Annotated in this window: 25 protein-coding genes; 6 read left to right on the forward strand and 19 right to left on the reverse strand. The window is 49.1% G+C overall.

Translation table 11 applies throughout. From position 1 onward, the window contains the following. Window positions 1-283: 283 nt before the first annotated feature. The 10 genes from F4Z13_00800 to F4Z13_00845 form a co-directional block, all read right to left on the reverse strand. On the reverse strand, window positions 284-484 hold the full coding sequence (locus F4Z13_00800; protein ID MXZ47784.1) for a hypothetical protein: 201 nt from the start codon (window positions 482-484) through the stop codon (window positions 284-286). Window positions 485-602: 118 nt separating this feature from the next. Then, the gene (locus F4Z13_00805) at window positions 603-1,403 is read right to left on the reverse strand and encodes an HAD-IIA family hydrolase (GenBank protein ID MXZ47785.1); all 801 of its coding nucleotides are present in this window, start codon (window positions 1,401-1,403) and stop codon (window positions 603-605) included. Between the two features lie 34 nt (window positions 1,404-1,437). After that, window positions 1,438-1,761, reverse strand: a complete 324-nt coding sequence (locus F4Z13_00810; protein ID MXZ47786.1) for a hypothetical protein — start codon at window positions 1,759-1,761, stop codon at window positions 1,438-1,440. 23 nt (window positions 1,762-1,784) lie between these two features. Next, a complete protein-coding gene (locus F4Z13_00815) occupies window positions 1,785-2,195 on the reverse strand; it encodes a PTS fructose transporter subunit IIA (protein MXZ47787.1) in 411 nt (136 codons plus the stop codon). Between the two features lie 7 nt (window positions 2,196-2,202). Beyond that, the gene (gene rapZ, locus F4Z13_00820) at window positions 2,203-3,060 is read right to left on the reverse strand and encodes an RNase adapter RapZ (GenBank protein ID MXZ47788.1); all 858 of its coding nucleotides are present in this window, start codon (window positions 3,058-3,060) and stop codon (window positions 2,203-2,205) included. Beyond that, entirely contained in the window at window positions 3,060-3,989 is a 930-nt protein-coding gene (gene hprK, locus F4Z13_00825; GenBank protein ID MXZ47789.1) for an HPr(Ser) kinase/phosphatase, read from the reverse strand. The genes rapZ and hprK overlap by 1 nt, the downstream gene beginning before the upstream one ends. After that, on the reverse strand, window positions 3,976-4,440 hold the full coding sequence (locus F4Z13_00830; GenBank protein MXZ47790.1) for a PTS sugar transporter subunit IIA: 465 nt from the start codon (window positions 4,438-4,440) through the stop codon (window positions 3,976-3,978). The genes hprK and F4Z13_00830 overlap by 14 nt, the downstream gene beginning before the upstream one ends. A 16-nt stretch (window positions 4,441-4,456) precedes the next feature. Then, the gene (locus F4Z13_00835; protein ID MXZ47791.1) at window positions 4,457-4,999 is read right to left on the reverse strand and encodes an HPF/RaiA family ribosome-associated protein; all 543 of its coding nucleotides are present in this window, start codon (window positions 4,997-4,999) and stop codon (window positions 4,457-4,459) included. Window positions 5,000-5,002: 3 nt separating this feature from the next. Continuing rightward, a complete protein-coding gene (rpoN, locus tag F4Z13_00840; GenBank protein MXZ47792.1) occupies window positions 5,003-6,424 on the reverse strand; it encodes an RNA polymerase factor sigma-54 in 1,422 nt (473 codons plus the stop codon). A 260-nt stretch (window positions 6,425-6,684) separates the two neighbouring features. Continuing rightward, window positions 6,685-8,412: a peptide ABC transporter substrate-binding protein gene (locus F4Z13_00845; GenBank protein MXZ47793.1), complete on the reverse strand. Its 1,728-nt coding sequence runs from the start codon at window positions 8,410-8,412 to the stop codon at window positions 6,685-6,687. Window positions 8,413-8,586: 174 nt separating this feature from the next. Between F4Z13_00845 and F4Z13_00850 the strand changes: the two genes are divergently transcribed. Next, the gene (locus tag F4Z13_00850; GenBank protein ID MXZ47794.1) at window positions 8,587-8,808 is read left to right on the forward strand and encodes a DUF2905 domain-containing protein; all 222 of its coding nucleotides are present in this window, start codon (window positions 8,587-8,589) and stop codon (window positions 8,806-8,808) included. Window positions 8,809-8,831: 23 nt separating this feature from the next. Here the strand turns inward: F4Z13_00850 and leuD are convergent, their stop codons facing one another. Genes leuD through F4Z13_00865 form a run of 3 tightly spaced genes read right to left on the reverse strand, consistent with a single transcriptional unit; the run spans window position 8,832 to window position 12,166 of the window. After that, entirely contained in the window at window positions 8,832-9,458 is a 627-nt protein-coding gene (leuD, locus tag F4Z13_00855) for a 3-isopropylmalate dehydratase small subunit (GenBank protein ID MXZ47795.1), read from the reverse strand. 3 nt (window positions 9,459-9,461) lie between these two features. Further along, window positions 9,462-10,886: a 3-isopropylmalate dehydratase large subunit gene (gene leuC / locus F4Z13_00860; protein ID MXZ47796.1), complete on the reverse strand. Its 1,425-nt coding sequence runs from the start codon at window positions 10,884-10,886 to the stop codon at window positions 9,462-9,464. 2 nt (window positions 10,887-10,888) lie between these two features. After that, on the reverse strand, window positions 10,889-12,166 hold the full coding sequence (locus F4Z13_00865; protein MXZ47797.1) for a phosphopyruvate hydratase: 1,278 nt from the start codon (window positions 12,164-12,166) through the stop codon (window positions 10,889-10,891). Between the two features lie 477 nt (window positions 12,167-12,643). Here F4Z13_00865 and F4Z13_00870 point away from each other — a divergent pair, with 477 nt between their 5' ends. After that, window positions 12,644-14,038: an ammonium transporter gene (locus F4Z13_00870; GenBank protein MXZ47798.1), complete on the forward strand. Its 1,395-nt coding sequence runs from the start codon at window positions 12,644-12,646 to the stop codon at window positions 14,036-14,038. Window positions 14,039-14,147: 109 nt separating this feature from the next. On the opposite strand, the gene F4Z13_00875 is transcribed toward F4Z13_00870, so the two are convergent. The 3 genes from F4Z13_00875 to F4Z13_00885 are packed head-to-tail and all read right to left on the reverse strand — an operon-like array spanning window position 14,148 to window position 17,205. Continuing rightward, on the reverse strand, window positions 14,148-14,843 hold the full coding sequence (locus F4Z13_00875) for an ABC transporter ATP-binding protein (GenBank protein MXZ47799.1): 696 nt from the start codon (window positions 14,841-14,843) through the stop codon (window positions 14,148-14,150). Further along, the gene (locus F4Z13_00880) at window positions 14,843-15,979 is read right to left on the reverse strand and encodes an efflux RND transporter periplasmic adaptor subunit (protein ID MXZ47800.1); all 1,137 of its coding nucleotides are present in this window, start codon (window positions 15,977-15,979) and stop codon (window positions 14,843-14,845) included. Before F4Z13_00880 ends, F4Z13_00875 begins: the two co-directional genes overlap by 1 nt. Next, window positions 15,976-17,205 carry a TolC family protein gene (locus F4Z13_00885; protein MXZ47801.1) on the reverse strand — a complete coding sequence of 410 codons (1,230 nt, stop codon included), beginning with the start codon at window positions 17,203-17,205 and terminating at the stop codon, window positions 15,976-15,978. The genes F4Z13_00880 and F4Z13_00885 overlap by 4 nt, the downstream gene beginning before the upstream one ends. Before the next feature lie 25 nt (window positions 17,206-17,230). On the opposite strand from F4Z13_00885, the gene hemW reads away from it, so the two are divergent. Then, window positions 17,231-18,421 carry a radical SAM family heme chaperone HemW gene (gene hemW / locus F4Z13_00890; GenBank protein MXZ47802.1) on the forward strand — a complete coding sequence of 397 codons (1,191 nt, stop codon included), beginning with the start codon at window positions 17,231-17,233 and terminating at the stop codon, window positions 18,419-18,421. Window positions 18,422-18,423: 2 nt separating this feature from the next. Here the strand turns inward: hemW and F4Z13_00895 are convergent, their stop codons facing one another. From F4Z13_00895 to F4Z13_00905, 3 genes are all read right to left on the reverse strand, one after another. Continuing rightward, the gene (locus F4Z13_00895; protein MXZ47803.1) at window positions 18,424-19,152 is read right to left on the reverse strand and encodes a carbonic anhydrase family protein; all 729 of its coding nucleotides are present in this window, start codon (window positions 19,150-19,152) and stop codon (window positions 18,424-18,426) included. 250 nt (window positions 19,153-19,402) lie between these two features. Continuing rightward, window positions 19,403-19,864, reverse strand: coding sequence for a DUF1285 domain-containing protein (locus tag F4Z13_00900; protein ID MXZ47804.1), 462 nt, complete (start codon window positions 19,862-19,864; stop codon window positions 19,403-19,405). Further along, window positions 19,861-20,274, reverse strand: coding sequence for a YjbQ family protein (locus tag F4Z13_00905; protein MXZ47805.1), 414 nt, complete (start codon window positions 20,272-20,274; stop codon window positions 19,861-19,863). The genes F4Z13_00900 and F4Z13_00905 overlap by 4 nt, the downstream gene beginning before the upstream one ends. A 164-nt stretch (window positions 20,275-20,438) precedes the next feature. Between F4Z13_00905 and F4Z13_00910 the strand changes: the two genes are divergently transcribed. From F4Z13_00910 to topA, 3 genes are all read left to right on the forward strand, one after another. After that, window positions 20,439-21,734: a UDP-glucose/GDP-mannose dehydrogenase family protein gene (locus F4Z13_00910; GenBank protein MXZ47806.1), complete on the forward strand. Its 1,296-nt coding sequence runs from the start codon at window positions 20,439-20,441 to the stop codon at window positions 21,732-21,734. 28 nt (window positions 21,735-21,762) lie between these two features. After that, entirely contained in the window at window positions 21,763-22,752 is a 990-nt protein-coding gene (locus tag F4Z13_00915; GenBank protein MXZ47807.1) for an NAD-dependent epimerase/dehydratase family protein, read from the forward strand. Between the two features lie 98 nt (window positions 22,753-22,850). Next, a complete protein-coding gene (gene topA, locus F4Z13_00920) occupies window positions 22,851-25,100 on the forward strand; it encodes a type I DNA topoisomerase (protein ID MXZ47808.1) in 2,250 nt (749 codons plus the stop codon). The last annotated feature ends 4 nt before the right edge of the window (window positions 25,101-25,104 follow it).

Consider the following 25,104-nt stretch of genomic DNA (forward strand, 5'->3'; position numbering starts at 1 on the left):
CCCGTGCGTGTAATTCCAGCTACTTACAACACGAATGTGCCGAAGTCAGGAAAATGAGATTTGTACCTTGCAATTGCGGTATTTAATGCCGCAATTGCAAGGATGATTGCTGATAATATACAAGCAGATTTAGACCAACTTCCATACTTCCGGTTTGGAAATAGCACGCGAAATCTTAAATGCAAGCGTGGATTAGTTCTTAGTGAATCAGGTTTTAAGGGCCCGGTCCGGGGATATCTCCTGCCATGGCAAGTCAGTTTTACGTTGCAGGCTCAGCTTTCACTTAGTGAAGTACTCTTTTTCTTCTCTCTTCCCCTGTAATATCCTCGGAATCGTCATCGTAATAAAGGTAATTCATTTCTTCAAAGAGTTCGTCGAACTCATCTGCGAATTCATCCTCAAGCCCATCATCTTCGTCAAACGTGTCGGAGATGTCCAACGGGTAGTGAAAGTCTTCATCGTCTTTTTTGATAAATTTGAGCATGATTACCTCCGGCGGGAAAAACCTTCAACCAAAAGCTACACCCCGGTTATCAAAAGTCAACATCCTGAGATTAAGTTTCAGTTAAGTGACACAATTACTTTTACTCATGACCTTTCAATCACAGCGGTTTTAGAAGAAAAAAGACGTTCTTAAGGATGAAATCGGGCTTTATTACATTGCCCTTAAGATCGGTTTTTTTAGTAACTCCTGTCATTACAAGTGCTGTGCTGTACCCTGCTTTTTCCCCTCCGGCAATGTCGGTTCGGAGACTGTCTCCGACCAGAAGAGTTTTTTTCGTGGGTGCCACTCCACTTTTCTCCAGAATATCGAACATGTATTTTTCGGGTTTCCCAGATGTAACCGCTTTCTTCCCCGATGCGGCTTCCACCGATGCGAGGAGGGCTCCTGTAGCAGGGGCCCGGCCGTGTTCGCAAGGGTAGAAGAAGTCTGCGTTTGTTCCGATGAAGTCTGCGCCGTTTCCGATTGCTATGGAAGCGGTCTTTATTTCCTCAAGATTAAATCCCGGGTGACTTCCTATCACCACGAGGTCTGCGCCGAGAGAGTCATTTCCTGAAACTTCAACCAGTCCCGTCTCCCTGACCTCGTTCTTCAGGTAATCGCTTCCGGCTATGAAGACCGTTTTCCATTTCTCTGATGAAAGTTTTTCCCTTATCATAGAAGCGGTTGCCATGGGGGAGGTTACGAACTCACTATCGTGCGACCGAATTCCGAGTCTTCTGAGTTTTTTGGCATAGTCAGAAGGAGACCGCGAGGGGTTGTTGGTTATAAAGCGTATCCCCTTTTTATTCTTTCTTAATGTCTCTAGCACCTCGGGGGAGTTGCCGATGGCCTTTTCGCCGGAATATATAACCCCGTCTAGGTCAAAGACGAAATGATCAAACGAATTTTGAAAATCCATAACAGGGGTCGGGAATTTTACGGGAGAGGCAGTTCTATCCCCAGATACTCTTTTTAAGTTCTTCCTGAAGATCGGAGTCGTAATTAGACTTCATTATCCTGATCAGTTTGTTTTCCCTGTCTTCAAAAAACTCAACTCCCATGAAGGAAAGTATGTCAAACGCAGCCCTTTTGTACCCTTCGTAGAACTCTTCTATTTCTCCGGAAGCTCTGACGGTCTTTGAATCGAGGTAAAGGGCTATCGCTGCGATCTCATCCTTTATCTCGGGGGATATCTCGATCTGAAACCCTTCAAGGTCACCCTGAAGGAGATGGTTCGTGTACATTTCGATTACGGCGTCAAGTGTGTGTACGTCCATTTAAGCATCCTCTCCAGCGTATTCTAACCGTTTTTACTAAGAAGTTCACTTGCCACTATTATGTTGTCTCTTCCCGCCTTGGCCGCGAGTTGTACTGCTTCTTTGAGAGTGGTTTTTTCCTCAACGGTGCCGAGTTTTAAAAGCATTGGCAGATTCACCCCTGAAATCACCTCCATTTCGCCGCTTTCAAGAAACATCAGGCTTATATTGGAGGGGGTTCCTCCGAACATGTCCGTTACGAGCAGTATCCCATCTCCCTCGTCGACGCTATCGACTGAAGCCCTTATCTTTTTGTCAAAATCCTTGGAGTCTCTTGAGGCGTCTATTGAGACTGCGGTCATCTTGACCCTAGGTTTCTCGGGCAGAATGAAGTTCACTGCCGATATAAGCTCCTTTGCGAGCTCTCCGTGCGTGATCACCACTATAGAAAACATAGCACTTTTATAGCTTATTTATATCCCTGTGTCTAATAATCGCGGAATATTCGGAAAGGCTTTCGCCAAGAGCATCGGCCATGACTACGGAGCGGTGCTTCCCGCCGGTGCAACCTATCCCCAGGGTAAGATAGGACTTTCCTTCCTCTGAATATTTAGGGATCAAAAAGCGCAGAAACGAGCACAGCTTCTCCAGAAACTCCCGCGAAGCTTTATCCGACATGACAAAGTCCACGACTTCGCCTCTAGTTCCATCAAGGTCTCTCAAGGATTCTGTGAAGTGGGGATTTTTCAGAAACCGAACGTCGAAAACCAGATCCGCGTCTTCGGGAACCCCGTACCTGTAGCCGAAAGAGAGAAGGGTGATAAGAGGGGTCTGCTTGTCGGTTGTCCCGGCAATTTTTTCTATGATCGCTTTCAGGTCGTGAACGCTGAGAGTGCTTGTGTCTATGCGCTTGTCCGAGAGCTCTCGTATATTTGCCAGGATTTGCTTTTCCTCTGATATTCCTTCGGTAAGCGTCTTCTCGCTTCCAAGCGGATGAATTCTCCTTGTCTCCTTGTATCTTTTAACGATTGTCTCTTCAGAGCATTCAAGAAACACAAGATCGACCCTCTCAGCTGACTCTCTTATCTTTTCCAGCACTTTTTCGAAATCGTAAAGCGTATCTTTTACCGGTATCCGTATATCAATGACTGCGACCGCTTTTTTTATCTGTGTAAGAGATTTTCCGCAGAGGTCGATAAAAGAGAAAAGAAGTTCGGGAGGCATGTTGTCAACGCAGAAAAAGCCCAGATCTTCAAGTGCTTTCGCCGCCGTGCTTTTTCCCGAACCGGAAAGTCCGCTCAGTATTATTATCCGTTCCATTATTCCCGAGTGCCGGACGGAATCTCGATTTTCTTACCGGTCTCCTTAAGTATCTGGTTTCGCACCGCCACGTCTATTACAGACGCCATATTTCTTCCCGGACTCACAGGCAGCACTATGTACGGCAGTTCTATGTCGAGTATGGAGTAAGTTTTTGTGTCCAAGCCAAGGCGATCGTATTCCGTTTCGGAGTTCCATTGGTGAAGTTCTACAACCATATCGATTTCTCTTTTTTCCATAACGCAGGTGGTTCCGAAAAGGTCCTTTATGTTCACTATGCCTATTCCCCTTACCTCCACAAGGTACCTTATGTTCTCGGGACCCACTCCGACGAGTGTCTGGGAGCCTATTTTCCTTATTTCGACCACGTCGTCCGCGATAAGCTTCGAGCCCTGTATTATAAGGTCGATTGCGCATTCGCTTTTCCCGATTCCGCTTTTCCCGAGAATCAGGACTCCCGTATGATGCACGTCAAGAAGCACTCCGTGAACTGTTATACGGGTTGCAAATTCCTCGGCGAGCAGTTCATTGAGAATGGTTATGAATTTCCCCGTGCCTAGGGTTGTTGTAAAAAGCGGTATCCCTTCTTTTTCAAAATGCTCGATAAAAGATTTTTCTGGGCTAGCTCCCTTTGAGAGTATGAAGCAGGGAATATCGTTTGACAGAAGATTTGATATTATTTTTTTTTGGGTTCTGTCGGGAAACCCGTTTATGTAGGAGATTTCTGTTCTGCCGAGCACTTGTATGTTTCCGCGCTCGAGTTCTATTTTCTTTTCTATCATCCTTAATCCCGGTTTCTTGGCACTTGGTGAAATAATGCGTCTTTCAAGCCCGTTTTCTCCGGAAATAGGTTCAAGACCGAGCTTTTCTCCGAATTTTCCGTAAAAGTCTCCGACTGAGATGGAATGGCTGTTTTCAGAGTTTTTCATCTTCTTCAATCAACAGGTTGTAAATATCAGAAGCCCCCTTTGACGCAATAAGTTTTGACCTTACGTCGTTTTGTCCGAATATCCTGGATATCCGCGCAAGCAGGGTTATCCGGGTTTCCGTGGGACAGTTCTCAGGAGTTATCAAAACGGCGAAAAGATGGGTTTTTTCTCCGTCTAGCGAGTCGAAGTCAACCCCCGTCTCGCTTCTGGCAAAAGCTATGGTTATATCCGGAATGTCGAGGAGTTTTACGTGCGGAATCGCCACTCCGGAATCAATCGCCGTGCTGCACAGCCCCTCTCGTTCAACTAGGGTTTCGCTTAGCCTCTGCACGTTAAGCCTGGGCACGGCGTCTGCGACTTTTTCCGAAAGCTCCCGCAGCACGTCCGGTTTTGTTGTCGAAGCGAGTTCGGGAAATACGGAATTTTTCTCCAGGCATTCAGAGATTTTCACTTTTCTTTTTCCGTGTTCAGGGTGTAAGAAGTCCTACCTTTTTCGAATCGGCTTTTTTGTAAACGACATTCATTTCAAGCGTTTCGCTGTTTCTGAAAGCCACGAAATCCTCTTCGGACGCGTCAAGCTGCAGCAGTGCTTCCGCAACGCTCATGGGCTTGGGACTTAGGTGCTGGTGATCTACCCTCAGATTGTTTTCCGTCTCGGCCCTCTGCACACGTGCGGCGGAAGGGGTCTTCGAGACGTTTCTTCTTCTCAGGCTCAGCTGTTTATCTGTTCTTCTCCGCAGTTGTTTTATGATCGTGTCGAAAAGCTTGTCTATTGCTGAGTGCATTTCCTCCGTTTCTACCGAAGCGGCCGCTTTTACGGGGCCCGAGCTGATTGTTATTTCCGCATTGTTTCTGAGTTTCTCCGCTGAAAGAATTATTCTTGCCTCTGACGGATGTCTGTCTGGGTCTATGTACCTCTGGAGTTTTGGCATTTTCTTCATCGCGTAACGTTTGAAATGTTCCGACCTTCTTTTATCGGAAATGTTTTTCGTGATGATATCGGTTTTCATGGTTCAAACCTCCTTTGAGAGTCTTTTTGATGAACTGGGTATGCCGAGTATTTTTCTGTATTTTGCAACCGTTCTTCTCGCAACCTTTACATTTTTCATGGAGAGTATCCTGGATATATCTTCGTCCGAGAACGCACACTGGGCCGGTTCTTCATCAACTATTTCCCTGATCATTGATTTAATTTTCTCAAGCGAAATCTTTTGTCCGTTGGATGAGCGGACTCCTCTTGAGAAAAGCTTTTTAAGTTCTACTATTCCTTGGGGGCATTGTATGTATTTTCTGCTTGTTATACGACTCACGGTTGATTCATGAATGCCCACGGTGTCAGCCACGTCCTTTAGCTTCAGGGGTTTTATGTGAGCGCTGCCGTGATCGAAAAACTCCCTTTGCTCATCGACGATTTTCTCCATAACTTTGCGTATTGTAGTCTCGCGCTCTTCGATGCAGCGGACGATTCTCTGGGCCACTTCGATTTTTTCCCGCAGATAGTCCGTGGTCTCTCCCGTTAGGTTCGCACGGTCGGAGAGAATCTTTTTGCAGTAGGAACTTATTCTGAGTTTCGGAAAACTCCTATTTGACTGCATCTGCAAGTCATCTCCCACCTTGTACACGTAGAAGTCGGGAATGATGTTTCTAGTCGCGTCTTTAGTGTAATAAGGCCGCCCAGGTTTTGGCTCAAGGGAAGTTATTACGGCTTCAATTTCCAGTATCTCTTCCTTGCTTATGTCAAGTTCGGCACAGATCTTCTCGTAGTCTTTTCTGCCGAGATCGTCGATATGGTTCTCTACTGCCCGCATAACGGGACTTTTCTTTTCGTAACCGAGGTCCAGAATTTGTGCGACGAGACACTCGGAAAGGGAGCGGGAACCGACTCCTATGGGATCAAACGTAGTGCGTATCTTCTCGGCTACCTGTATTACCTCCGCCATGCGGTCACCGTCTGCTTCAGATGAGCCTTCTGTTTCAAGCAGTCTTGCTATTTCCCCAAGTTCAATCTCAAGGTATCCGTCCTCGTTTATGTTGCCGATGATAAGCGAAGCTATCTGCTTTTGCCGTTCGCTGAAATCGGTCATTGACAGCTGCCAGTGAAGGTGCTCAAACAAAGAATCCTGATTTGGAATCTGGTCTTCCCAGGTGGTTTCCTCGCTTATTTCCGCAGAAAACTCTTCGGGTACCGGGTAGTCGGTTTCCGTCGGGCCGAGTTCATTTAGAAGAGATTCTCCCGGATCTTCTTTTTCCGTTTCCAGAGATGAATCTGGATCTTCTTCCAGGGCGGGGTTCTCTATGAGCTGTTCCTCTAGGTATTCCCTGAGCTCAACCGTGTTCATCTGTACCAGGCTTAGAAAAAGCCTGAGATGCTGGGTGAGTATGAGCTTTTGCTTCTGTACTACGTTAGGGGTCTGTGCAAGACCGAATCCACTCATTTAAATGATTTTTCTCCTTTTTCGGTTTCCCCAACCCTGTGAAACCGACCCATTTAAATTATAACACCATTTGATCCGTTATTTAATCTTAGGTCTTTATCGCATCAATCGGGAAGAGCCATATCAGGAGTGATTGCTTAGAGCAGGCTGCCGCCGGGGCACAGAACATGGGAGGATTGGCGACGGAGAAGGGTTGGCCGCACTTACCGGTTTATATGTAGAATCCAAGTTCCGAGTTTGCTGCGTGACGGCGGATCGTGTTACTCCCGGTACCACTCGTGGATATTCCACAGTTCAGAGTCCCATCCGTTTACCCGTACCCCTTTTAGGCTGTTACTGAAAGCCGAGACGAAAGCCCGGTCAACCAAGGGAATCACTACATGGTTCTGAACCAACATATCATTCATTCGAATGACTAGGTTTTCGCGATCTGGGCCGATAGGGGTCCGCGTCAGTTCCTGATAGAGATCATCGTACTCCTGGTTGGACCAGCGAGATACGTTGCCGCCCAACCAGTCATTTTCGGAGCCGGGAATCTCAGTAGTTAGCCAGCTTGACAAATAGTTCTGCGGATCAATGGATGATGTTCCGTTGGCATACATTTCAACATCGGCATAAAATCTCCAGAGGTTGCCGGGGTTATCCGGATCACTGCTAAAGAAAACACCTGCGTTAATGCTCTTCAACTCGGCTTCCACCCCTATATCCCTCCACCATCCCTGAATCAGTTCCTGAGTACCTTGGCGAACCGAGTTGGTAGAGGTCTGATAAAGAATTTTCAGTCGGACTCCGTCTTTTTCCCGGATGCCGTCGGCGCCGGGTGTCCATCCGGCCTGAGCAAGCAGGGTTCTTGCTTGCTCGATATTCTGGGTCAGGCAGTCCTGGTTATTTGGTGAAACGTACTGGAGAGGGGCCGGAATAATATTGCAGGCTGCCCTGCCCGCGGCACCGTAGAGTTGCTCGGCGATATGTCCGCGGTCAATGGCTAAGGACAAGGCCTTGCGCACTGCCGGGTCGGTCAGGAAGGGATGAGGGTTATTGCCTTCTGACCACTCGGAGCGTCGGTCTCCCAGATCTGGATCGGGATTGGAGAAGTTTACTACCAATTGTTCAACAAGTGAGGCAAAGGCCGGTCGAACCGTTGCCTCGCCGACTTCCTGCAAAGATCTGAGAGTTTGAGGGTCTATTTGCAGATTCCAGGCATAGTCAGCTTCACCTTTCTCTAGGACGGCCCGCGCAGCAGTGACGGCATCCCCGCCACCTTTTATTACCACTTTGGGGAATAGTCGGTCGGTTGCGCGGAAATGTTCGTTGATTTCATAAGTGAGAGTTGAATTAGTTTCTGTATCTGACTCACTGATTGAGAAATCGGTGATTTTATAGGCCCCCGTCCCAACTGGATATAGATTTTCCGTGACACATTCCTGAGCTGTCTCACCGACACAGTTTGCAAACTGCGCCTTTTGCAGAATAGGGGAAGAGGCCCCCACAAAGAGGGTATATGGATAGATTACAGGGGAAGTGAAGGTAATTTTGATACTAAGCGGGGAATCCTCGACAGGATCCACATTCCCTATGGGTACGAAATCACACACATCTTCTGTTCCTGGCAGAGAACACAAGTACCTGTGGGTAAATATAACATCTTCGACCGTTAGAGGAGTGCCGTCGGACCAAAGAATTTCTTCTTTAAGCTTCCAGGTAATCGTGGTCATATCTTCTGATACGCCGCCATTATCCACGGTCGGAATCTCCTCAGCTAGGCGAGGTACTAACCTTCCTTCCTCATCATAGTTCGCCAGGGGCTCTAAGATCAAAGCACTAGCATCAACATCCTTAGTCCCGCCGGTAAGATAAGGATTGGCGATAGTAGGGGCTTGCCAGTAAAGTATGGTCAGGGTTTCATCATCATCGTCATCTCCACAGGAAGTTATAAAGAGTCCCGCGACTATCATGACCAAGACTAAGAATGTTTTTTTGTATTCCATCTGAATTTCTCCTGAGAGGTTATTAGTACTACTAAGGTTTTAGAATTTTCCTATTATTACCAAGAAACATTTGGAACGCAATCATTGTCGGAGACCATCAATTGCGAATGCTCGGAAAAACTTTAAAATCACGGAGAATTTTCTCAATTTTTTCTGTACGGTTATCTTTTTTGCGTGAACGTAAGTGAAGCCGCAAGAATCATAATCATTCTCGGTGCGGTGCTAATAGCACTCGGAGTCATGTTGCCTTATGTGGCGAAACTTGATTTCTTCGGGAAACTTCCTGGAGATATAAAAATCGAAAAAGGGAACTTCAGTCTCTATTTTCCGATCGCAACCTGCATAGTGCTGAGCATCCTGCTCACGCTTCTGGGCAATCTTTTCTTCAGAAAATAAAAACGGGGGAGGTTGGACGGGGATTAAAGGCTTTTCCGCTCGTCAGGAAGAACCCACACTCTTTCGTTCACGAAAAGTTTTTCATACTTTTCTATGCTGTTTTCTAACTCAAGGGTCTGCGATATGTCATCAAGCCCTTCAAGAAGCACTTTTCTTTTGAAATCGTCTATCTCGAATGAAAAACTTATCCCTTTCCCCGTTACGGATTTCTCAACCAAGTCAACCTCAAGGGAATAACCTTCATTCTCCAATACAATGCGGAATAACTCATCCGTTCTGTCTTTAGAGAGGACTATGGGAAGTATCGAGTTCTTAAAACAGTTGTTGTAGAAAATATCTGCGAAGGAGGGAGCCAAAATTATCCTGAATCCCGCTTCCCTTATCGCCCAAGGAGCGTGTTCCCTAGAGCTTCCGCTTCCGAAATTCTCCTGGGTCAGAAGTATGCACGCGTCTGTGTATCTCGTCTGGTTGAGCTCGAAATCCTCGTTTAAGGTCCCGTCGTCGTTATATTTCCAGTCAAAAAACAGAAATTCTCCGAACCCCGTTCTCTCGATGCGTTTTAGGAACTGCTTGGGGATTATCTGGTCGGTGTCGACGTTCATTCTGTCAAGAGCCGCTACTTTTCCCGATACCTTTTGAAGTTTCTCCATGTTTCAGATTCCCTTTTCCATTTCCCAGCCGCGCACGTCCACGAAATGTCCCGTGATTGCCGCTGCAGCCGCCATTATGGGGCTTACCAGATGGGTTCTTCCACCTTTTCCCTGGCGACCCTCGAAATTTCTGTTGGATGTGCTGGCGCATCTTTCCCCGGGGGCCAGTATGTCCGGGTTCATTCCAAGACACATGCTGCATCCCGACTCGCGCCACTCGAATCCGGCCTCGGTAAATATCCTGTGAAGTTCCATTTCCTCTGCCTTTTTCTTTACAAGCTGGGAGCCTGGAACCACCATTGCGTTTACTCCATCGGCTACTTTTCTGCCTTTTACGAGCTTCGCAACCGCCAGCAGATCTTCCATTCTAGAATTCGTGCAGGAACCTATGAACACCCTGTCAACGTGTATGTCCGTTATCGGGGTATTTGCCTTGAGGTCCATGTATTCAAGAGCCTGTTCCATTGATTTTCTCTTGCTTTGGTCTTCGCACTCCATGGGATCGGGTACTTTTGAAGTTACGTCCGTTACCATTCCCGGGTTGGTTCCCCAGCTTACCTGTGGAGCTATCTTGCGGGCGTCAAGAGTGACTGATTTATCGAAAACGGCGTCGGAGTCCGTGCGGAGAGTCTGCCAGTGTTCGAGGGCTTTTTCGTAATTGCCGTCTTTCGGTGCGTACCGGCGGCCCTTTACGTACTCGAAGGTCTTTTGATCGGGTGCTATCATTCCGGCCCTGGCTCCCCCCTCTATCGACATGTTGCACACCGTCATCCTCTCTTCCATGGAAAGAGCCTCTATCGCTTCTCCTCGGTATTCCACCACGGTCCCGGTGGCTCCCGCGGTTCCTATATGTCCGATTATGCCCAGGATTATGTCCTTTGCGGTAACCCCGTACTGGCGTTCGCCCTCGACCTTTATTTCAAACACCTTCGGACGGTTCTGTCTTAAGCACTGCGTCGCCAGAACGTGCTCCACTTCGCTTGTTCCTATACCGAAGGCGAGTGATCCGAACGCTCCGTGGGTGGAAGTGTGACTGTCTCCGCACACTATGGTCATCCCGGGTCTTGTAAGGCCGAGTTCGGGACCGATAACGTGCACTATGCCTTGGGAGTGGTTGTTTATTCTTATTCCGAAGAGCGTTATTCCGAAATCCTTGCAGTTTTGCCGCAGGGCTTCTATCTGTTTTGCGGATATGGGATCCGAAATTGGTCCGCTGCGGTCGGTGGTCGGCACGTTATGATCCATCGTGGCGAAAGTAAGGTCAGGCCTTCTTACTTCTCGTCCCGTAATTCTCAGCCCTTCAAACGCCTGAGGGGAGGTAACTTCGTGAACGAGGTGAAGATCTATGTATAGAAGGGACGGTTTGCCTTCTTCTTCGTGAACGAGGTGTGATTCCCAGATTTTGTCAAAAAGAGTTTTTCCTGCCATCGTTAACTGCTCCAGAGCGCCGTCTTTTCATTCCCGAACCGCGCCTTTTCCCCAAGCTCCTCCTCTATGCGCAGAAGCTGGTTGTATTTTGCTATTCTGTCGCTTCGGGACGCCGACCCGGTTTTTATCTGACCGGCGTTTGTGGCAACTGCAATATCCGCTATCGTCGAGTCCTCTGTTTCTCCCGAGCGATGGGATATTATGTAACTATAACCCGCCTGCTTGGCCATCTCAATAGCCTCAAGGGTTTCGGTAAGCGTTCCTATTTGGTTTACCTTTATAAGTATGGAATTTGCCACGTCCGAATCTATCCCGTCTGAAAGTCTCCTCGTGTTCGTTACAAAAAGATCGTCTCCGACAAGCTGTACGTCGGAACCTATTTTTTTCGTAAGCGTCTTCCAGCCTTCCCAGTCGTTTTCATCCAGGGGGTCCTCTATCGAAACGATAGGGTATTTTTTTATCCACTTCTCGTATATTTCCATTAAACCGGCGACCGGCACGGTTTTTTGCTCCACATGATAACTTCCCTCGCGGAAGAACTCGCTTGAAGCTACGTCAAGCGCTATTGATATCTGCTCTGAGGGGCTGTATCCAGCTTTCCATATGGCTTCTATTATGCATTCGAGCGCCTCTTCGTTTGATCCCAGGGAAGGTGCAAAACCTCCTTCGTCTCCGACGGCTGTCGAGAGATTCTTGGCGCTGAGTATGGATTTAAGTGTGTGGAAGGTTTCCACTCCCGCCCGAAGGGCTTCCCGGAAAGTGGAGAAACCATGGGGAACTATCATGAATTCCTGAAAATCAAGGTTGTTGTCCGCATGGGCGCCACCGTTGATTATGTTCATAAGCGGTACAGGGAGGGTATTGGCATCTTCGCCTCCTAGATAGCTGAAAAAAGAGGTTCCCCTGGAGCTCGCAGCCGCCCTAGCCGAGGCAAGCGACACTCCCAGAATGGAGTTTGCTCCGAGGCGGGACTTTGTTTCCGTCGAGTCAAGCTCTATCATGGTGCGGTCTATCAGGGTTTGGTTGTGCACCTCAAGGCCCTCAAGGCGCGGAGCTATTATGTCGTGGACATTTTCTACCGCCTTCAAAACCCCCTTTCCCATGTATCTGTGCTTCTCCCCGTCCCGAAGCTCAAGCGCTTCGTGCTCTCCGGTCGATGCCCCCGAGGGAACCATTGCCCGACCGAAGGCTCCGTCTGAGCAGTGCACCTCCACCTCTATCGTCGGATTTCCCCTTGAATCCAGTATTTCTCTTGCTTTTATTTCGTTTATCTTTGACATTCTGATTTCCTCTTGAGTTGCTTGTTCAACTATGAAGCGCAAACCCTGATTTGGGTTTGATTGTACGGAATTGGAAGTATTTTTCAAACATATCGTAAAACCAGCAGCGCAAAAGAGATAATCTCCAATACGGAACAAAGACTTCCTGTCACGTCTGGAGGTTACAGGTATCTGGATTTCATGATAAAACCGGCGGAATCGCTTGTTTACTGCGGTGTAGAATCAGCTTGGGGCCCCTGCATGGTTTCAAGTCATTATGATTTGACAGTTCCGCTGTTTTTTATTGAGGTGTTGCTCAAAGCGTGTTCTAATAGGAGGTAAAGAAATATTTTTTCGGCGATCGGGCAATCCGGCATTATTTGGGGCTTGATCTCAATACGAACACCGGAAAGTGCCATGCTCTCTACTAAAACGCGTCTTGATCTTGTCACTCGTCGTGTGGCCGCTTTCCATCGTAGTAGGAGGTAAAAAGTAGCTATGATCATCCATGACTTTCGGTTATTTAAGGGCTGTCGGAGTGCTGCCGCCAGGATTGTGACTAGATTCGGCATTGTCGCGATCCTTCTGATCTGCGTCTTGTCACCCGTGCCCGCACTGGCCGCCATTGAGGGCGAGGCACAGTTTGTCTTCAACACGTTTGGGTTCCTTGTGTGGGGTGCTCTCGTGATGTGGATGGCGGCAGGTTTCACAATGCTCGAGGCGGGTTCGGTGCGGACGAAGAACGCTTCGGTCATTTGCCTGAAGAACATTGGTCTCTACTCCATTGCCGGACTTGCGTACTACCTGATCGGCTTCAACATCATGTATGTCGGCGTCGAGCCGGGCGGCTGGTTTGGTTCGCTGGAACTCCTGTACGGCACGACCGCTGATGAAGTGGCACTGCTGGGCGGTGAAGAAACAGCCACTGCGGCCGTCGTAGAGAGCGGCTACTCGGCGATGTCTTACTGGTTCTTCCAGATGGTGTTCGTGGCGACTACCGCTTCAATTGTCTCGGGCACTCTGGCCGAGCGCGTGAAGCTGTGGCCTTTCTTCGTTTTCATCGCTGTGTTAACCTCGGTCATCTACCCAGTAGTTGGCGCTTGGACTTGGGGTGGGGGCTGGTTGGCTGAATTGGGGTTCAAGGACTTCGCCGGTTCCACCGTGGTCCACTCCACAGGAGGCTGGGCAGCGCTCGCGGGGGCCATAATGCTCGGACCGCGCTCGGGCAAGTTCCGGGCTGATGGCAGTGTCAAGCCGACTCCTCCATCCAATGTTCCGGTCGTCACTCTCGGCGTCTTTATTCTGTGGCTGGGCTGGTTCGGCTTCAATGGCGGTTCGCAGTTGGCCCTCAGCGGCGCACTAGATGCCGTGGCGGTGAGCAACATTTTCTCAAACACCAACCTAGCCGCGGCGGCTGGGGTTCTCGCGGCTCTGAGCCTTTCCCGGCCCGTGCTCGGCCGTGTCGATCTGTTCGCCGGACTTAATGGCGCTCTGGCTGGTCTCGTCGCGATCACAGCGGCGCCGGATATCGTCCAGCATCACTGGGCAATAGTGATCGGAGCGATCGGTGGCATGGTTTGTCTGTTGTCCATGAAGTCTTTGGAAATGATAAAGATCGACGACGTCGTGGGTGCTGTCCCAGTTCATCTCTGCACTGGCATCTGGGGGACGTTGGCGGTCTGCATTGCCGCCGGTGGAAGCCTTTCTGCTCAGATCATCGGCATTTTGGCCATCGGCGTGTTTGTGTTTGGGTCATCAATGCTGTTGTGGTTTGTCATCGACCGGACTTTGGGTCTACGAGTCTCAAAGGATGTCGAGGCCATCGGCCAGGATGTGGGCGAGCTGGGCATCGAAGCCTATCCAGAATTCGTGGTGATGCCGGAAGAGGACTGATTAGAGCTTCGGGGCAATCCTCCAGCTCCAGAGACAGGCTACAACCCGGTTGCGTTCTCAAGAGGGATGCCTCGAGCTTTGGAGTCACGACTTGCGAGGGTCGACAGAATTAAATCAGGCCGCTCGGTCTGTCCTCAATGATCTCCCCGTCCTTCAGGCTTATTACTCTTTTTGAGCGGGAAGCTATGTCTTCTTCGTGCGTTATCATTACTATCGTTTTTCCCTGTTCATTCAGTTCTTTGAATATCTTCATTATTTCGTAACTCGTTTTCGTATCTAGGTTTCCGGTTGGTTCATCTGCCAGTATCATCCTCGGGTTGTTTACGACCGCCCTGGCTATTGCCACCCTCTGCTGCTGTCCCCCAGAGAGTTGGTTGGGAAGATGATCCGCTCTGTCTGCGAGTCCCACGAGAGAAAGTGCGGCCGATGCAAGCTTTTTTCTCTGGGTTCCCGGCATGCCTGAGTAGACCAGCGGCAGTTCCACATTTTCAAGTGCAGTGGTTCGCGGCAGCAGGTTAAAGCTCTGGAAGACAAAGCCAATCTTCGTGCTCCGTATTTCCGCCTTCTCATCGCTTGCGAGTTCCATTATGTCGGCACCGTCAAGCATGTAGTTTCCGCTACTCTGCGTGTCGAGGCAGCCGAGAATGTTCATAAGGGTGCTTTTGCCGGACCCCGAGGACCCCATGACAGCGACGAATTCTCCTTGTGCTATCTCAAGGTTTATGGATCGAAGCGCCTCGACCTCGACTTTTCCGTTCGAGTAGGTTTTACCGATGTCTTTGAGCTTGATTACGGGCGGTGTCATCAGAATCTTTTCGGCTGGGGAAGCGCAAAGCCCGGTCCTTTGTTGTTTCCGCCGGAAATCGTGTACTCAACCACTATCGGGTCTCCTTCGGAAAGCGGACCGCTTAGAATTTCTGTGTGGAAGTCGTCGCTTATCCCGGTCTCTATTACTACTGGAGAGAGTTTTCCCTGTTTGAGAACCCAGACGTTTTCGCCTTCCTCGGTAGCGGCGGCTGAAGATTTCGGGGGAATGAAGCGAAGTGCGGCGGTGGGAACTTTAAGCACGTCTTTTTTGGTTGATATGACTTTCTTCACTTCGGCGGTCATACCGGGTTTCAGCTCGAGTTCCGGGTTCTCCACAAGACACGTTACATCGTAGGTGACGACATCGTTTTTTATGCTCGGAGAGTTTGCCACCTGTTTTATCTTCGCGCTGAAATTTTTGCCCGGAAATGCGTCAACTCTGAAGAGGACGTCCTGACCCTCTTTTATCTTCCCTATGTCTGCTTCGCTTACGTTTGAAATCAGATGAAGAGTTCTGGGGTTCTCGGCCAGTACGTACAGTGGTTCGGATTTGTTCGGGTGTATCTGTTCGCCGATTATGATGTTCTTTTCAAGCACCATGCCGTCGAGCATGGAAGTGATTCGGGTCGCGTCAAGCTTTCTCTGTGCCGTTTCCAGGTCGGCCTGGGCTTTCTCCCGGGCTGCAACTGCCGCGCTGTGTTCTGAGAGAGATAAGTTGAACTCCTCCCGGGAAATAAGCTCTTTTTCGTAGAGTCTCTTGTTTGCCCCGTGCGAGTTGGTTGAAATCTCAAGGTCGGTTGTGGTCTTCTTAAGTATCTCCTTGAAGTATTCGACGTCTCCCGAAAGGCCCTCCGGTTCTTCCATAAGGGCCAGCACCTGGCCCTTTTTGACCTCGTCGTTCACCTCGGAGCGGACTTCCTTTATCGTTCCGTTTATTTGTGAATATATCCTTGCTTCTTTAGTCGGTTTTAAGGTTCCCGAAGCTCTTACAAGCGAAGTTATGTTTCCTCTCTCGATTTTCTGCGTTACGTACTCTATCCGGCCTTCCTTTCCTCCGAAAAAGATGAAGTATCCTGCGATAACGACTACGGCGGCGACGGCGTAGAGAAGCTTTGAACGGGGAAGATTTTTCATTGTATCTCTTTTCCGCAGAGGCTTAACAGCCTTAACCTTACCATTTTATAGTCGTATATGGAGTTTTTGTAGTCCGCTACCGCCTCTTCGTAAAGCGCCTGCGCCTCGGCAAATTCTATTTTCGAAGCGCTTCGCGACTCGTATCTTTCTTTGGCCAGAAGCAGGTTTTTCTCCGATATCGATTCTGAATCCCTAAGTATTTTTATTTTTTTCTCGAGGTGCTTGAGTTTGAGATAGAGTTCCCCAACCGAGAGGATTATTCTGTTCTTGAGCAGCTCGGTCTGGGCCTCATTTCTTGTGAGTTCAGCCTTTGACTGCGACATTTGGCCGAACCTTGAGAATCCCTCGAAGATGGGAATCCTAACGCCGAGTCCGGCGATAAAAGCCGGCGTCTCGGCGCCTTCTCCTTCAAATCTGTACGCCGCCCTGCCGAATATCGAAGGGAGGAATTTCCCCCTGTTCTCCGCAATCGAGGCCCTTATTCCATCATGGTCCGCCAGAAGACTCTTTATCTCTGCGTTCTCGGAAAGGGCGAAGCTTACAAGATCTTCTCTGGTTTCGTATACCTTCTCGTAGGCAAGATTCTCACGGATGTCGAATTGTCCGAGAGAAGGGTCGTTCATCAGGTGTCTTAGATTAAGCATGGCGAGTTCGTAGGAGTTTTCTCTTGAAACCAGTTCTAGTTTTGCCTGTTGCAGGTCGATTTCCGCCTGGCTTAGCTGCTGGGCGGACCTTTTCCCGACGGCGAAAAGCTCTTTTGTTTTCTCAAGGAGCCATTCCCTGCGCTTGGTTTCTGTAGCTGCTCCATCAAGCCGGTTTTTATCGGAAAGCGCCTGATAGTAGGCGATGCGCGTGTCGCGCACGAGCGTCGTTTCTGAGCCCGTAAACAAGTATCTTGCGGATTCCAGATGATGTTCTTTTGCCCTTATCCTGGCCTTTGTCTTTCCGAAATCCCATATCATCTGGTCGACGTAAAAACCGGACTCTCTTCCCACAAACGGTACTACAAGTTTTCCGCTGAGCTGGGGATAAAGGGGAGCTTTTGCCTGCCTGAGTATTGACTTCGAGATGTCGACCTCGGAACGCGAAATCCGGAGTTCTGGGCTGTTAAGCAGTGCTATCTCGACGGCCCGTTCAATTGGGATTACTTGCTGCGCCCATGCGGTCTGGGAAAGCAGTAGTAGTGAACTGAGAAGAAGAAGGAAATTTTTCGGTATACTCATCATGTGGCAACCGCGGTGTGTCGCTTGAGTGCGGAGGAAAGAGAATATCGATAAATACCAAGCGCCCCTTGGCGTATATGTCCATATTCCGTATTGTCTTACCAAATGTCCTTATTGTGATTTTAACTCTTATGGGACTAATGGCAACTTTCCGGAGGATGATTACGTCCGTGCTCTGGAGCGAGAAATTGAAAACTTCCGGGGCATTATTGAAGGCAAAGAGATAAGCACGGTGTTTCTCGGGGGAGGGACCCCGTCGCTTTTAAAGCCCAGAAGCATAGGGATGGTAATGGAGAAACTCGCCTCGATTGCTTCCTTCTCGCCCAAGGTAGAAGTGAGCCTTGAGGTAAACCCGAGAACTGCCGACAGGAAAAAGCTCGTTTCACTGATGCGCGTCGGGGTAAACAGAATAAGCGTCGGCGTGCAGTCTTTTTCGCAGAGAAAGCTTGATTTCTACGGGAGATTCACCACTCCAGATGACTGTGTCCGCGCGCTTGTTGATGTCCGGGACGCCGGTTTTCACAACTATAATCTTGATCTTATATACGGAAGCTCTCGGGAAACCCAGGAAGAGTTTGAAGAAGATATCCGCACTGCCCTGAGATTCTCTCCGACCCATATATCCGCCTACTGCCTTACAATTGAGCCCGGCACCGAGTTTGCGACGCTTTGGCGCAAAGGGAAACTCTCTCTTCCCGAAGACTCAGTTCTGGTCGAGTTCATGCGGAGCGCGCGGGAGATTCTCGAGGCAGAGGGGTACGGAAATTACGAAGTATCGAATTTTGCCCGGCCCGGCTACGAGTGTAGGCATAACCTTATTTACTGGAACTGTCATGATTACCTAGGCGTGGGTGCCGGAGCCCATTCCCACATTAGCTGCGGTGGAGAAGAGGGCTGGGGAATAAGATGGTCAAACGTAAGGAATCCCGAGCTTTACATGAAGCGAGTTACGGGCGACGGAAATGCCGTCTGTGCCTCTTATGATCTCTCACGGACCACAGCCCTTGAAGATAAGCTTCTTATGGGACTTAGGCTAAACGACGGGGTAGGAATTGAAGGCCTAAAGAAGCGCTTCGGCTGCGAACCTGATGCCTCTGGCCTCGAATACCTTGAATCCGACGGTTTTATTCTCACCGATGGCGACCGTCTCAGACTCACCGCCAAGGGAAGGGTATTCACCGATGAGTTGGTTGCAAGGGTGTGCGGAGTTTTTCACTGAAACTACGAAGATACAATCAGCAGACGGTCGTTGCGTTTTTGTAACGGACGTGCATTGTGTCCGAACATCCGCTCAAAGTTTGCGACCTGTTCTGCACTCACCTCAATTGCGTCCGGAAAAATGAACCAGTGCACTCCCTCACTGCAGGGAGGAGTGGTGAGTGACCCCTTGTAATGGAAGTAGTCGGTGGTCTCCGTCGGCAGTATCGCAGATGCATCCACTGTCGTGCCCGCAACATCAACTTCTATTCCTGCCTCGGTCGGTACGTTATCGAACACCGCGGCCAGAGCATGGTTTCGTGTGCCTACTTCCATCATAACACCAACCACTGCCAGTACGCCTGCTGGGTTTTTGTGTACGAAATGTGCCTCCATCGCCGTGTGCAAACCATCAAAGGCGTGCTCGCTCGGAACGTGAAAGTGAAACTGCAACAGTTCGTAAATTTCACCTGCTGCAGTCAGTGTGCTGCCGGGTGCGTAATTTACTTGGAGGGTGTGTCCGCTGTTTAGAATCTTCAGAGAAGAGGGCCTGTAATCAAATTTCAGTGCCGATCCCTTGACGGGAAAGGCGTCGGTGATGTCAATCGGTGACTGCATGCGTCCGATAGCGCAGGTCGCGTAATCCGGCGAGAGCGAGCCCCAGTTATCGGGACCCTCGGCCCCGGTATAACCCCAGCAAGTCAACCCAGTCCTCCATGACGCATTCCCGTATGGGTTTTCGTGAGTGCTGATATCACTAGCATGATACGCATAGCCGTTGCCGAAACTGCAGGCCGTAAAGATCTCGATTGTCCCGATTGCAACGAAACCGTAATAATTTCAATTTGCGGCATTTTTTCTCCAATCGCATTGCCAAGGCTGATGGCGATTTCAATACACGGTTTTATGGCCTGCACTGCAAAATCTGTTTTCTGAGCAGATGAAGCCGATAATTTGCAAAGACAGTGTAACCTATGCCCCAACAGGTTTCACATAAATCTAATTAGACGGTTCTTGAGTTGTGGTGCAGATAGGATCTGCTCCGTCCGGATTCCAGGTAAAAGCCTTTCTCGTCTTTTCCTGCGTATTTCATTAGTTCGTAGTAGGCCGCGCTAAGCAGCCTAGCCTCGAATTTCCCGTTCTTTACTCTTACGTAAGGTATGTTCTGCTCGGCTATGGTGAGAGTCGTCAAATCCAGTTCTTCCCCGGATTCGTCGTTTAACCTTATGGAAAAACCGTTCTCCGTTTTGGTGACCATAGTAACAACAAAAGGGGTATCCTCGCACTCGACGTAAACCCTGCTCCCTTGTTCTTGAACAAAAAGCTTTCCGTCTGTGTCTATGTCGAGGTTTTTGTTGTTCTCAAGGTATGTCCACCTGTGGGTTATTCTGATCCCGTCGTGAAACCACCTACCGCGACTGTCTATGAATATTCTGGGCTTTTTGCTCTCTCGTCGGTTTTTCATATCCCGATAGCCTTCACGACCACCCTTTTTCTTCTCTTGCCGTCAAACTCCCCGTAGAAGATTTCTTGCCAGGGGCCGAGGTCAAGGTCTCCTTCCGTCACGGGAACCACTACCTGATGATGCATGAGGAGATTTTTCAGATGAGCGTCACCGTTATCTTCCCCGGTGCGGTGATGTTTGTAATCTTCCCTGAAGGGGGAGATGCCTTCAAGCCACTCCCATATGTCCTCAAAAAGCCCCTGCTCGAGGTCGTTTACGAAGACAGAAGCTGTTATGTGCATCGCGGATACGAGGACAAAACCCTCTGTTATGCCGCTTTGCTGAACTATCTGTCTTACCGTCGGAGTTATATGAACGAACTCTCTTTTTTTGTCCGTGTTAAACCAGAGATACTCGGTATGAGATTTCAAGATGCGCCTCCTTAGCTTTTTCCCTGTAACTATACTTTGTCCATTGCGGGTTTTCCCGGTTCTGTTTATTTTTTGAGGATTTGTTGTACCCTATCTTGTCTTTTAATTGGTCGAAAATTCCTGCACGAGGGTTGCTTGCGCATTTATCAGAGGAAACTTATCAGATGAAGATAGCCGTTATAGGAACGGGTTATGTGGGGCTTGTCACGGGAGCATGTTTAGCGGGAAGCGGGAACAGCGTTGAGTGCGTCGACATAGATGAAAGCAAAATCGAGAGCCTTCGACGCGCCGAAGTTCCCTTTTTCGAGCCGGGTCTTGATGAGATGGTGCGCACCAATATAGATGAGGGTAGGCTCTCCTTTACAACCGATATAGCTTCGGCCGTCAGGGAATCCTTTCTTGTATTTATTGCGGTTGGAACTCCTCAGGCGCAAGACGGCGAAGCGGATATCTCTTCTGTTCTTGAAGTTGCGCGGTCAATAGGGAGTAATCTTAACGGATACAAGATAGTGGTAACCAAAAGTACGGTTCCCGTGGGCACTACCGAGAAAGTGCGCGACACTATAAAATCCCTTACGGATCAGGAGTTCGGTGTGGCCTCAAACCCTGAATTTCTCAAGGAAGGAGCGGCGATTGAGGACTTCCTTAAGCCCGACAGGGTGGTAATAGGAGTTGAGGATGAATCAGTAGGCTCGGTTCTAAGGGAGCTTTACTCTCCCTTTATGAGGTCTGCCGACAGGACGATAGTGGTTTCCATCCGATCTTCCGAAATGTCAAAGTACGCTTCAAACGCGATGCTTGCCACAAGGATATCGTTTATGAACGATATAGCTAACCTGTGCGAACTTCTGGGTGCGAACGTGTCCGAGGTGCGCTCGGTGGTGGGTTCTGATGCGAGGATAGGCAGATATTATCTCTATCCGGGAATCGGGTACGGGGGGTCGTGTTTCCCAAAGGACGTAAAAGCTCTTGAGAAAATGGCGCACGGTGTAGGCTATGAATCTAGGGTTGTAGCCGCGGTTGACCGCGTGAATGCCGCCCAGAGGGGGAGATTCTTCGATAAAATAGCCGGTTTTTTTTCTGATCTTGGAGGAAAAAGAGTTGCCGTGTGGGGAATTTCGTTTAAGCCCAACACGGATGATATAAGAGAGGCCCCATCACTTTACGTGATAGAAAGGCTTCTTGATGCGGGATGTTCTGTTGCCGTCCACGACCCCGCCGCCATGGAAAACGCGAGAACCGTATTAGGAGACAGCGTGGATTATTTCGAATCCTACTATGATGCCTGCAGGGGGGCGGACGCCCTTGTGATTCACACCGAGTGGAGTCAGTACAGACAGCCGAATTTCGAGATGATAAAGGAGCTGATGAAGACCCCTGTGATATTTGATGGAAGAAATATCTATGATCACATGAAACTTGAGGCCATGGATATCAAGTATTTCGGAATCGGCAGGTAATGAGAATAGACTGGGAGCGGTCTTTACCATCATGAATATAATCGTTTCGGGTTGCGCAGGATTTATAGGCGCCAAAGTGTGCGAGCTTCTTCTTGAGCGTGGAGATCTGGTTTTCGGGCTCGACAACATGTCCGATGCTTATGACGTGAGACTCAAGCATCACAGGCTTGAAACTCTCAGAAAGTTTGAAAGATTCAGTTTTTTCGAATGCGACATATCGGACAATCCCAAACTTCTTTCTGTGTGCGAGGAAATAAAGACTTTTTGCGGGGGCGGCCGAATTGGCTGCGTTATTAACCTCGCGGCCCGTGCCGGAGTTCGCCAGAGCATTGAGAATCCCTGGATATATTACTCTACCAACGTGACTGGAACCCTTAATCTCCTTGAGTTCTGCCGCTCAGAAGGAATAGGCAAGTTCGTGCTCGCTTCGACTTCAAGCGTTTACGGGGAAAACGAAATCCCCTTCAAGGAGGATATGAAGACCGATTATCAGCTTTCTCAATACGCATCCTCGAAGAAATCGGCCGAAGGCCTTTGCTCGGTTTACAACTCTCTTTACGGAATAGATATCTCGGTGCTTCGCTACTTTACGGTTTACGGTCCCGCAGGAAGACCAGACATGAGCGTTTTTCGGTTCATAAAGTGGATAAATGAGGGAGAGGAAATAGTAATACTCGGCGACGGAGAACAGAAAAGGGACTTTACCTACGTTGACGATATTGCGGCGGGTACTGTCTTGGCGATAAAGAATTTGGGCTTTGAGATAATAAACCTCGGAAGCGCGGAATCTATCTCCCTAAACGAAATCATAGACGTAATAGAACGCAGGACCGGCAAAAAAGCTAAAATTACTTGCAGCGCCCCGCATCCTTCCGATATCAGGGTTACCTTGGCAAGTATAGACAAGGCGAAAAAGATTTTAGGCTGGGAGCCTTGCTTTGATATTGAGGCCGGTATTGAAAACTCGCTTAGGTGGTATAATGCCAACGAGGCTCTTGTACGGAGTATAGAAGTTTGATACGCTGCAGTGGCCTTGGGGAATGGTTTACATCGGTATTGACAGATTCCATAGACTTTTTATAAGATTTAGACAGATTTTGTGGAACAACTATTTTCATGGCTAAATCTCTTGTCATAGTCGAATCTCCTTCAAAGGCGAGAACAATAAAGAAGTATCTCGGCCGGGATTTCCGCGTGGAAGCCTCTTCGGGACATCTCGTAGATCTTCCGAGCAGCAGTCTCGGGGTGGATATCCAAAACGATTTCAAGCCCAAATATACGGTCATAAAGGGCAAAACCAAGTATCTTGAGAATCTGAAAAAAGCGTCGCGGGACGCGGAAAAAGTGTATCTTGCCTCCGACCCGGACAGAGAAGGGGAAGCGATTGCGTGGCACATCGCAAACCGCCTTAATCTCTGGGACAAGGTCCACAGGGTTCTTATACACGAAATAACGGAAGTGGGCGTAAGGGAATCAATGAGTAGACCCCTTGCTATTAACACAGACCGCTTTGAATCTCAGCAGGCGAGAAGAATTCTTGACAGAATCGTCGGCTACAAGGTGAGTCCTGTTCTTTGGAAGAAGGTTAAAAAGGGACTGAGCGCCGGAAGGGTGCAGAGCGTTGCTCTCAGATTCGTCGTTGACAGGGAAAGGGAGATTCAGAATTTCAAGCCACGGGAATACTGGACCCTTGACGCGCTTGTTAAGAGGATTGTGGATCCCGATGCGGATGCCTTTACGGCTTCGCTCCATATGTTCCGGGGGAAAAAAGCCAAGATTGAAAATGCTCAGCAGTCAGAAGAAATAGTTTCTGCGCTTTCAGGAAAGGATTTTGCCGTAGGGAAGATCGAAAGGAAAGAACGTAAAAGAAACCCTCTTCCCCCTTTCATAACAAGCACCCTTCAGCAGGATTCCTCGAAAAAATACCGCTTCTCTGTGAAAAAAACTATGCTGGTTGCCCAAGGGCTCTACGAGGGGGTTGAACTTGGAAGTAAGGGGCCCGTAGGACTTATAACTTACATGAGGACCGATTCGGTGAGGGCTTCTGATAACGCCATAGCAGAAGCAAGGGGATTCATATCCGAGAATTACGGAGGGGGTTACGTGCCGAGGCGTCCGAACACTTTTAAGATAAAAAAATCTGCACAGGACGCCCATGAATGCATAAGGCCCACTTTTCCCTCAAGGCGTCCGGAAGACCTAAAGAAGTTTCTCACAGAAGACCAGTACAAGCTTTATTCCCTTATATGGAAAAGGTTCATTGCTTCGCAGATGTCTCCGGCTGTGTACGACCAGACTCGTGTTGACATCACAGCGGGTGAAGCCGTTTTTAGGGCCACTGGCAACGTGATGAAGTTTCCGGGTTTTACAGCCGCCTACGAGGAGGCAACTGAAAAAGAAGAAACCAGCGATACTGATAAGAACTCGAAAAGAGACCAGAACAAACGGCTTCCCGAGCTTTCTGAAAAAGATATTCTTTCTCTTTTGAAGCTTGACCCCAAGCAGCATTTCACTCAGCCGCCGCCCAGGTATTCGGAGAGTTCGCTCGTGAAGGAGCTTGAGGAAAAAGGTATCGGACGACCCTCGACCTACGCTTCCATCCTTTCGACAATACAGGACAGGGGATACGCCGAACGGCAGAAGGCAAGGTTCGTTCCGACTCCCTTGGGCTTCTCCGTGAACGATTTTCTGGTGGAGGGTTTCCCGGGAATAATGAACGAGGAGTTTACGGCCCGGATGGAAAGCGATCTTGACAGGGTGGAAGAAGGCGAAGTTCACTGGGTTGAGCTGCTGCGGGGTTTTTACGACGGGTTTTCAAAGAGCGTGACTAGGGCCGAGGAGGAAATCGAGGGGCGCAAGTTGGAGATTCCGACCGATATAGAATGCGACAAGTGCGGATCTTCGATGGTTATAAGGGAAGGGCGGTACGGGCAGTTCCTTTCCTGCTCTAGATATCCTGAATGTAAGAACGCGAAGGACTTTATAAGGGCGGAGGATGGAGAGATTATTGTGGGCAAGAAAACCGACCCCGAGATCTGCGATGATATAGAATGCGACAAATGCGGGGCTCCCATGGCGATAAAAGAAGGGCGCTATGGGCAGTTTCTTTCCTGTTCAAGGTATCCCGATTGTAAAAATCCCAAGGAATTCACGAGGCAGGACGGCAGGATCGTCATAAAGCAGAAGGAACCTCCCGAGGTCCGTGAAGATATAAAATGCGAGAAATGCGGTAAACCCATGGTTGTTCGCCGCAGCAGCCGCGGGCGCTTTCTCGGCTGCAGTGGTTATCCGAAATGCAAAAGCACCCTCAACCTCGATAAAGACGGCAACATAGTTAGAAAAGCCACTAAAGCGGAAAAAGTCTGATTCA

The organism is Candidatus Dadabacteria bacterium, assembly GCA_009837205.1.
Lineage (GTDB): Bacteria > Desulfobacterota_D > UBA1144 > Nemesobacterales > Nemesobacteraceae > Nemesobacter.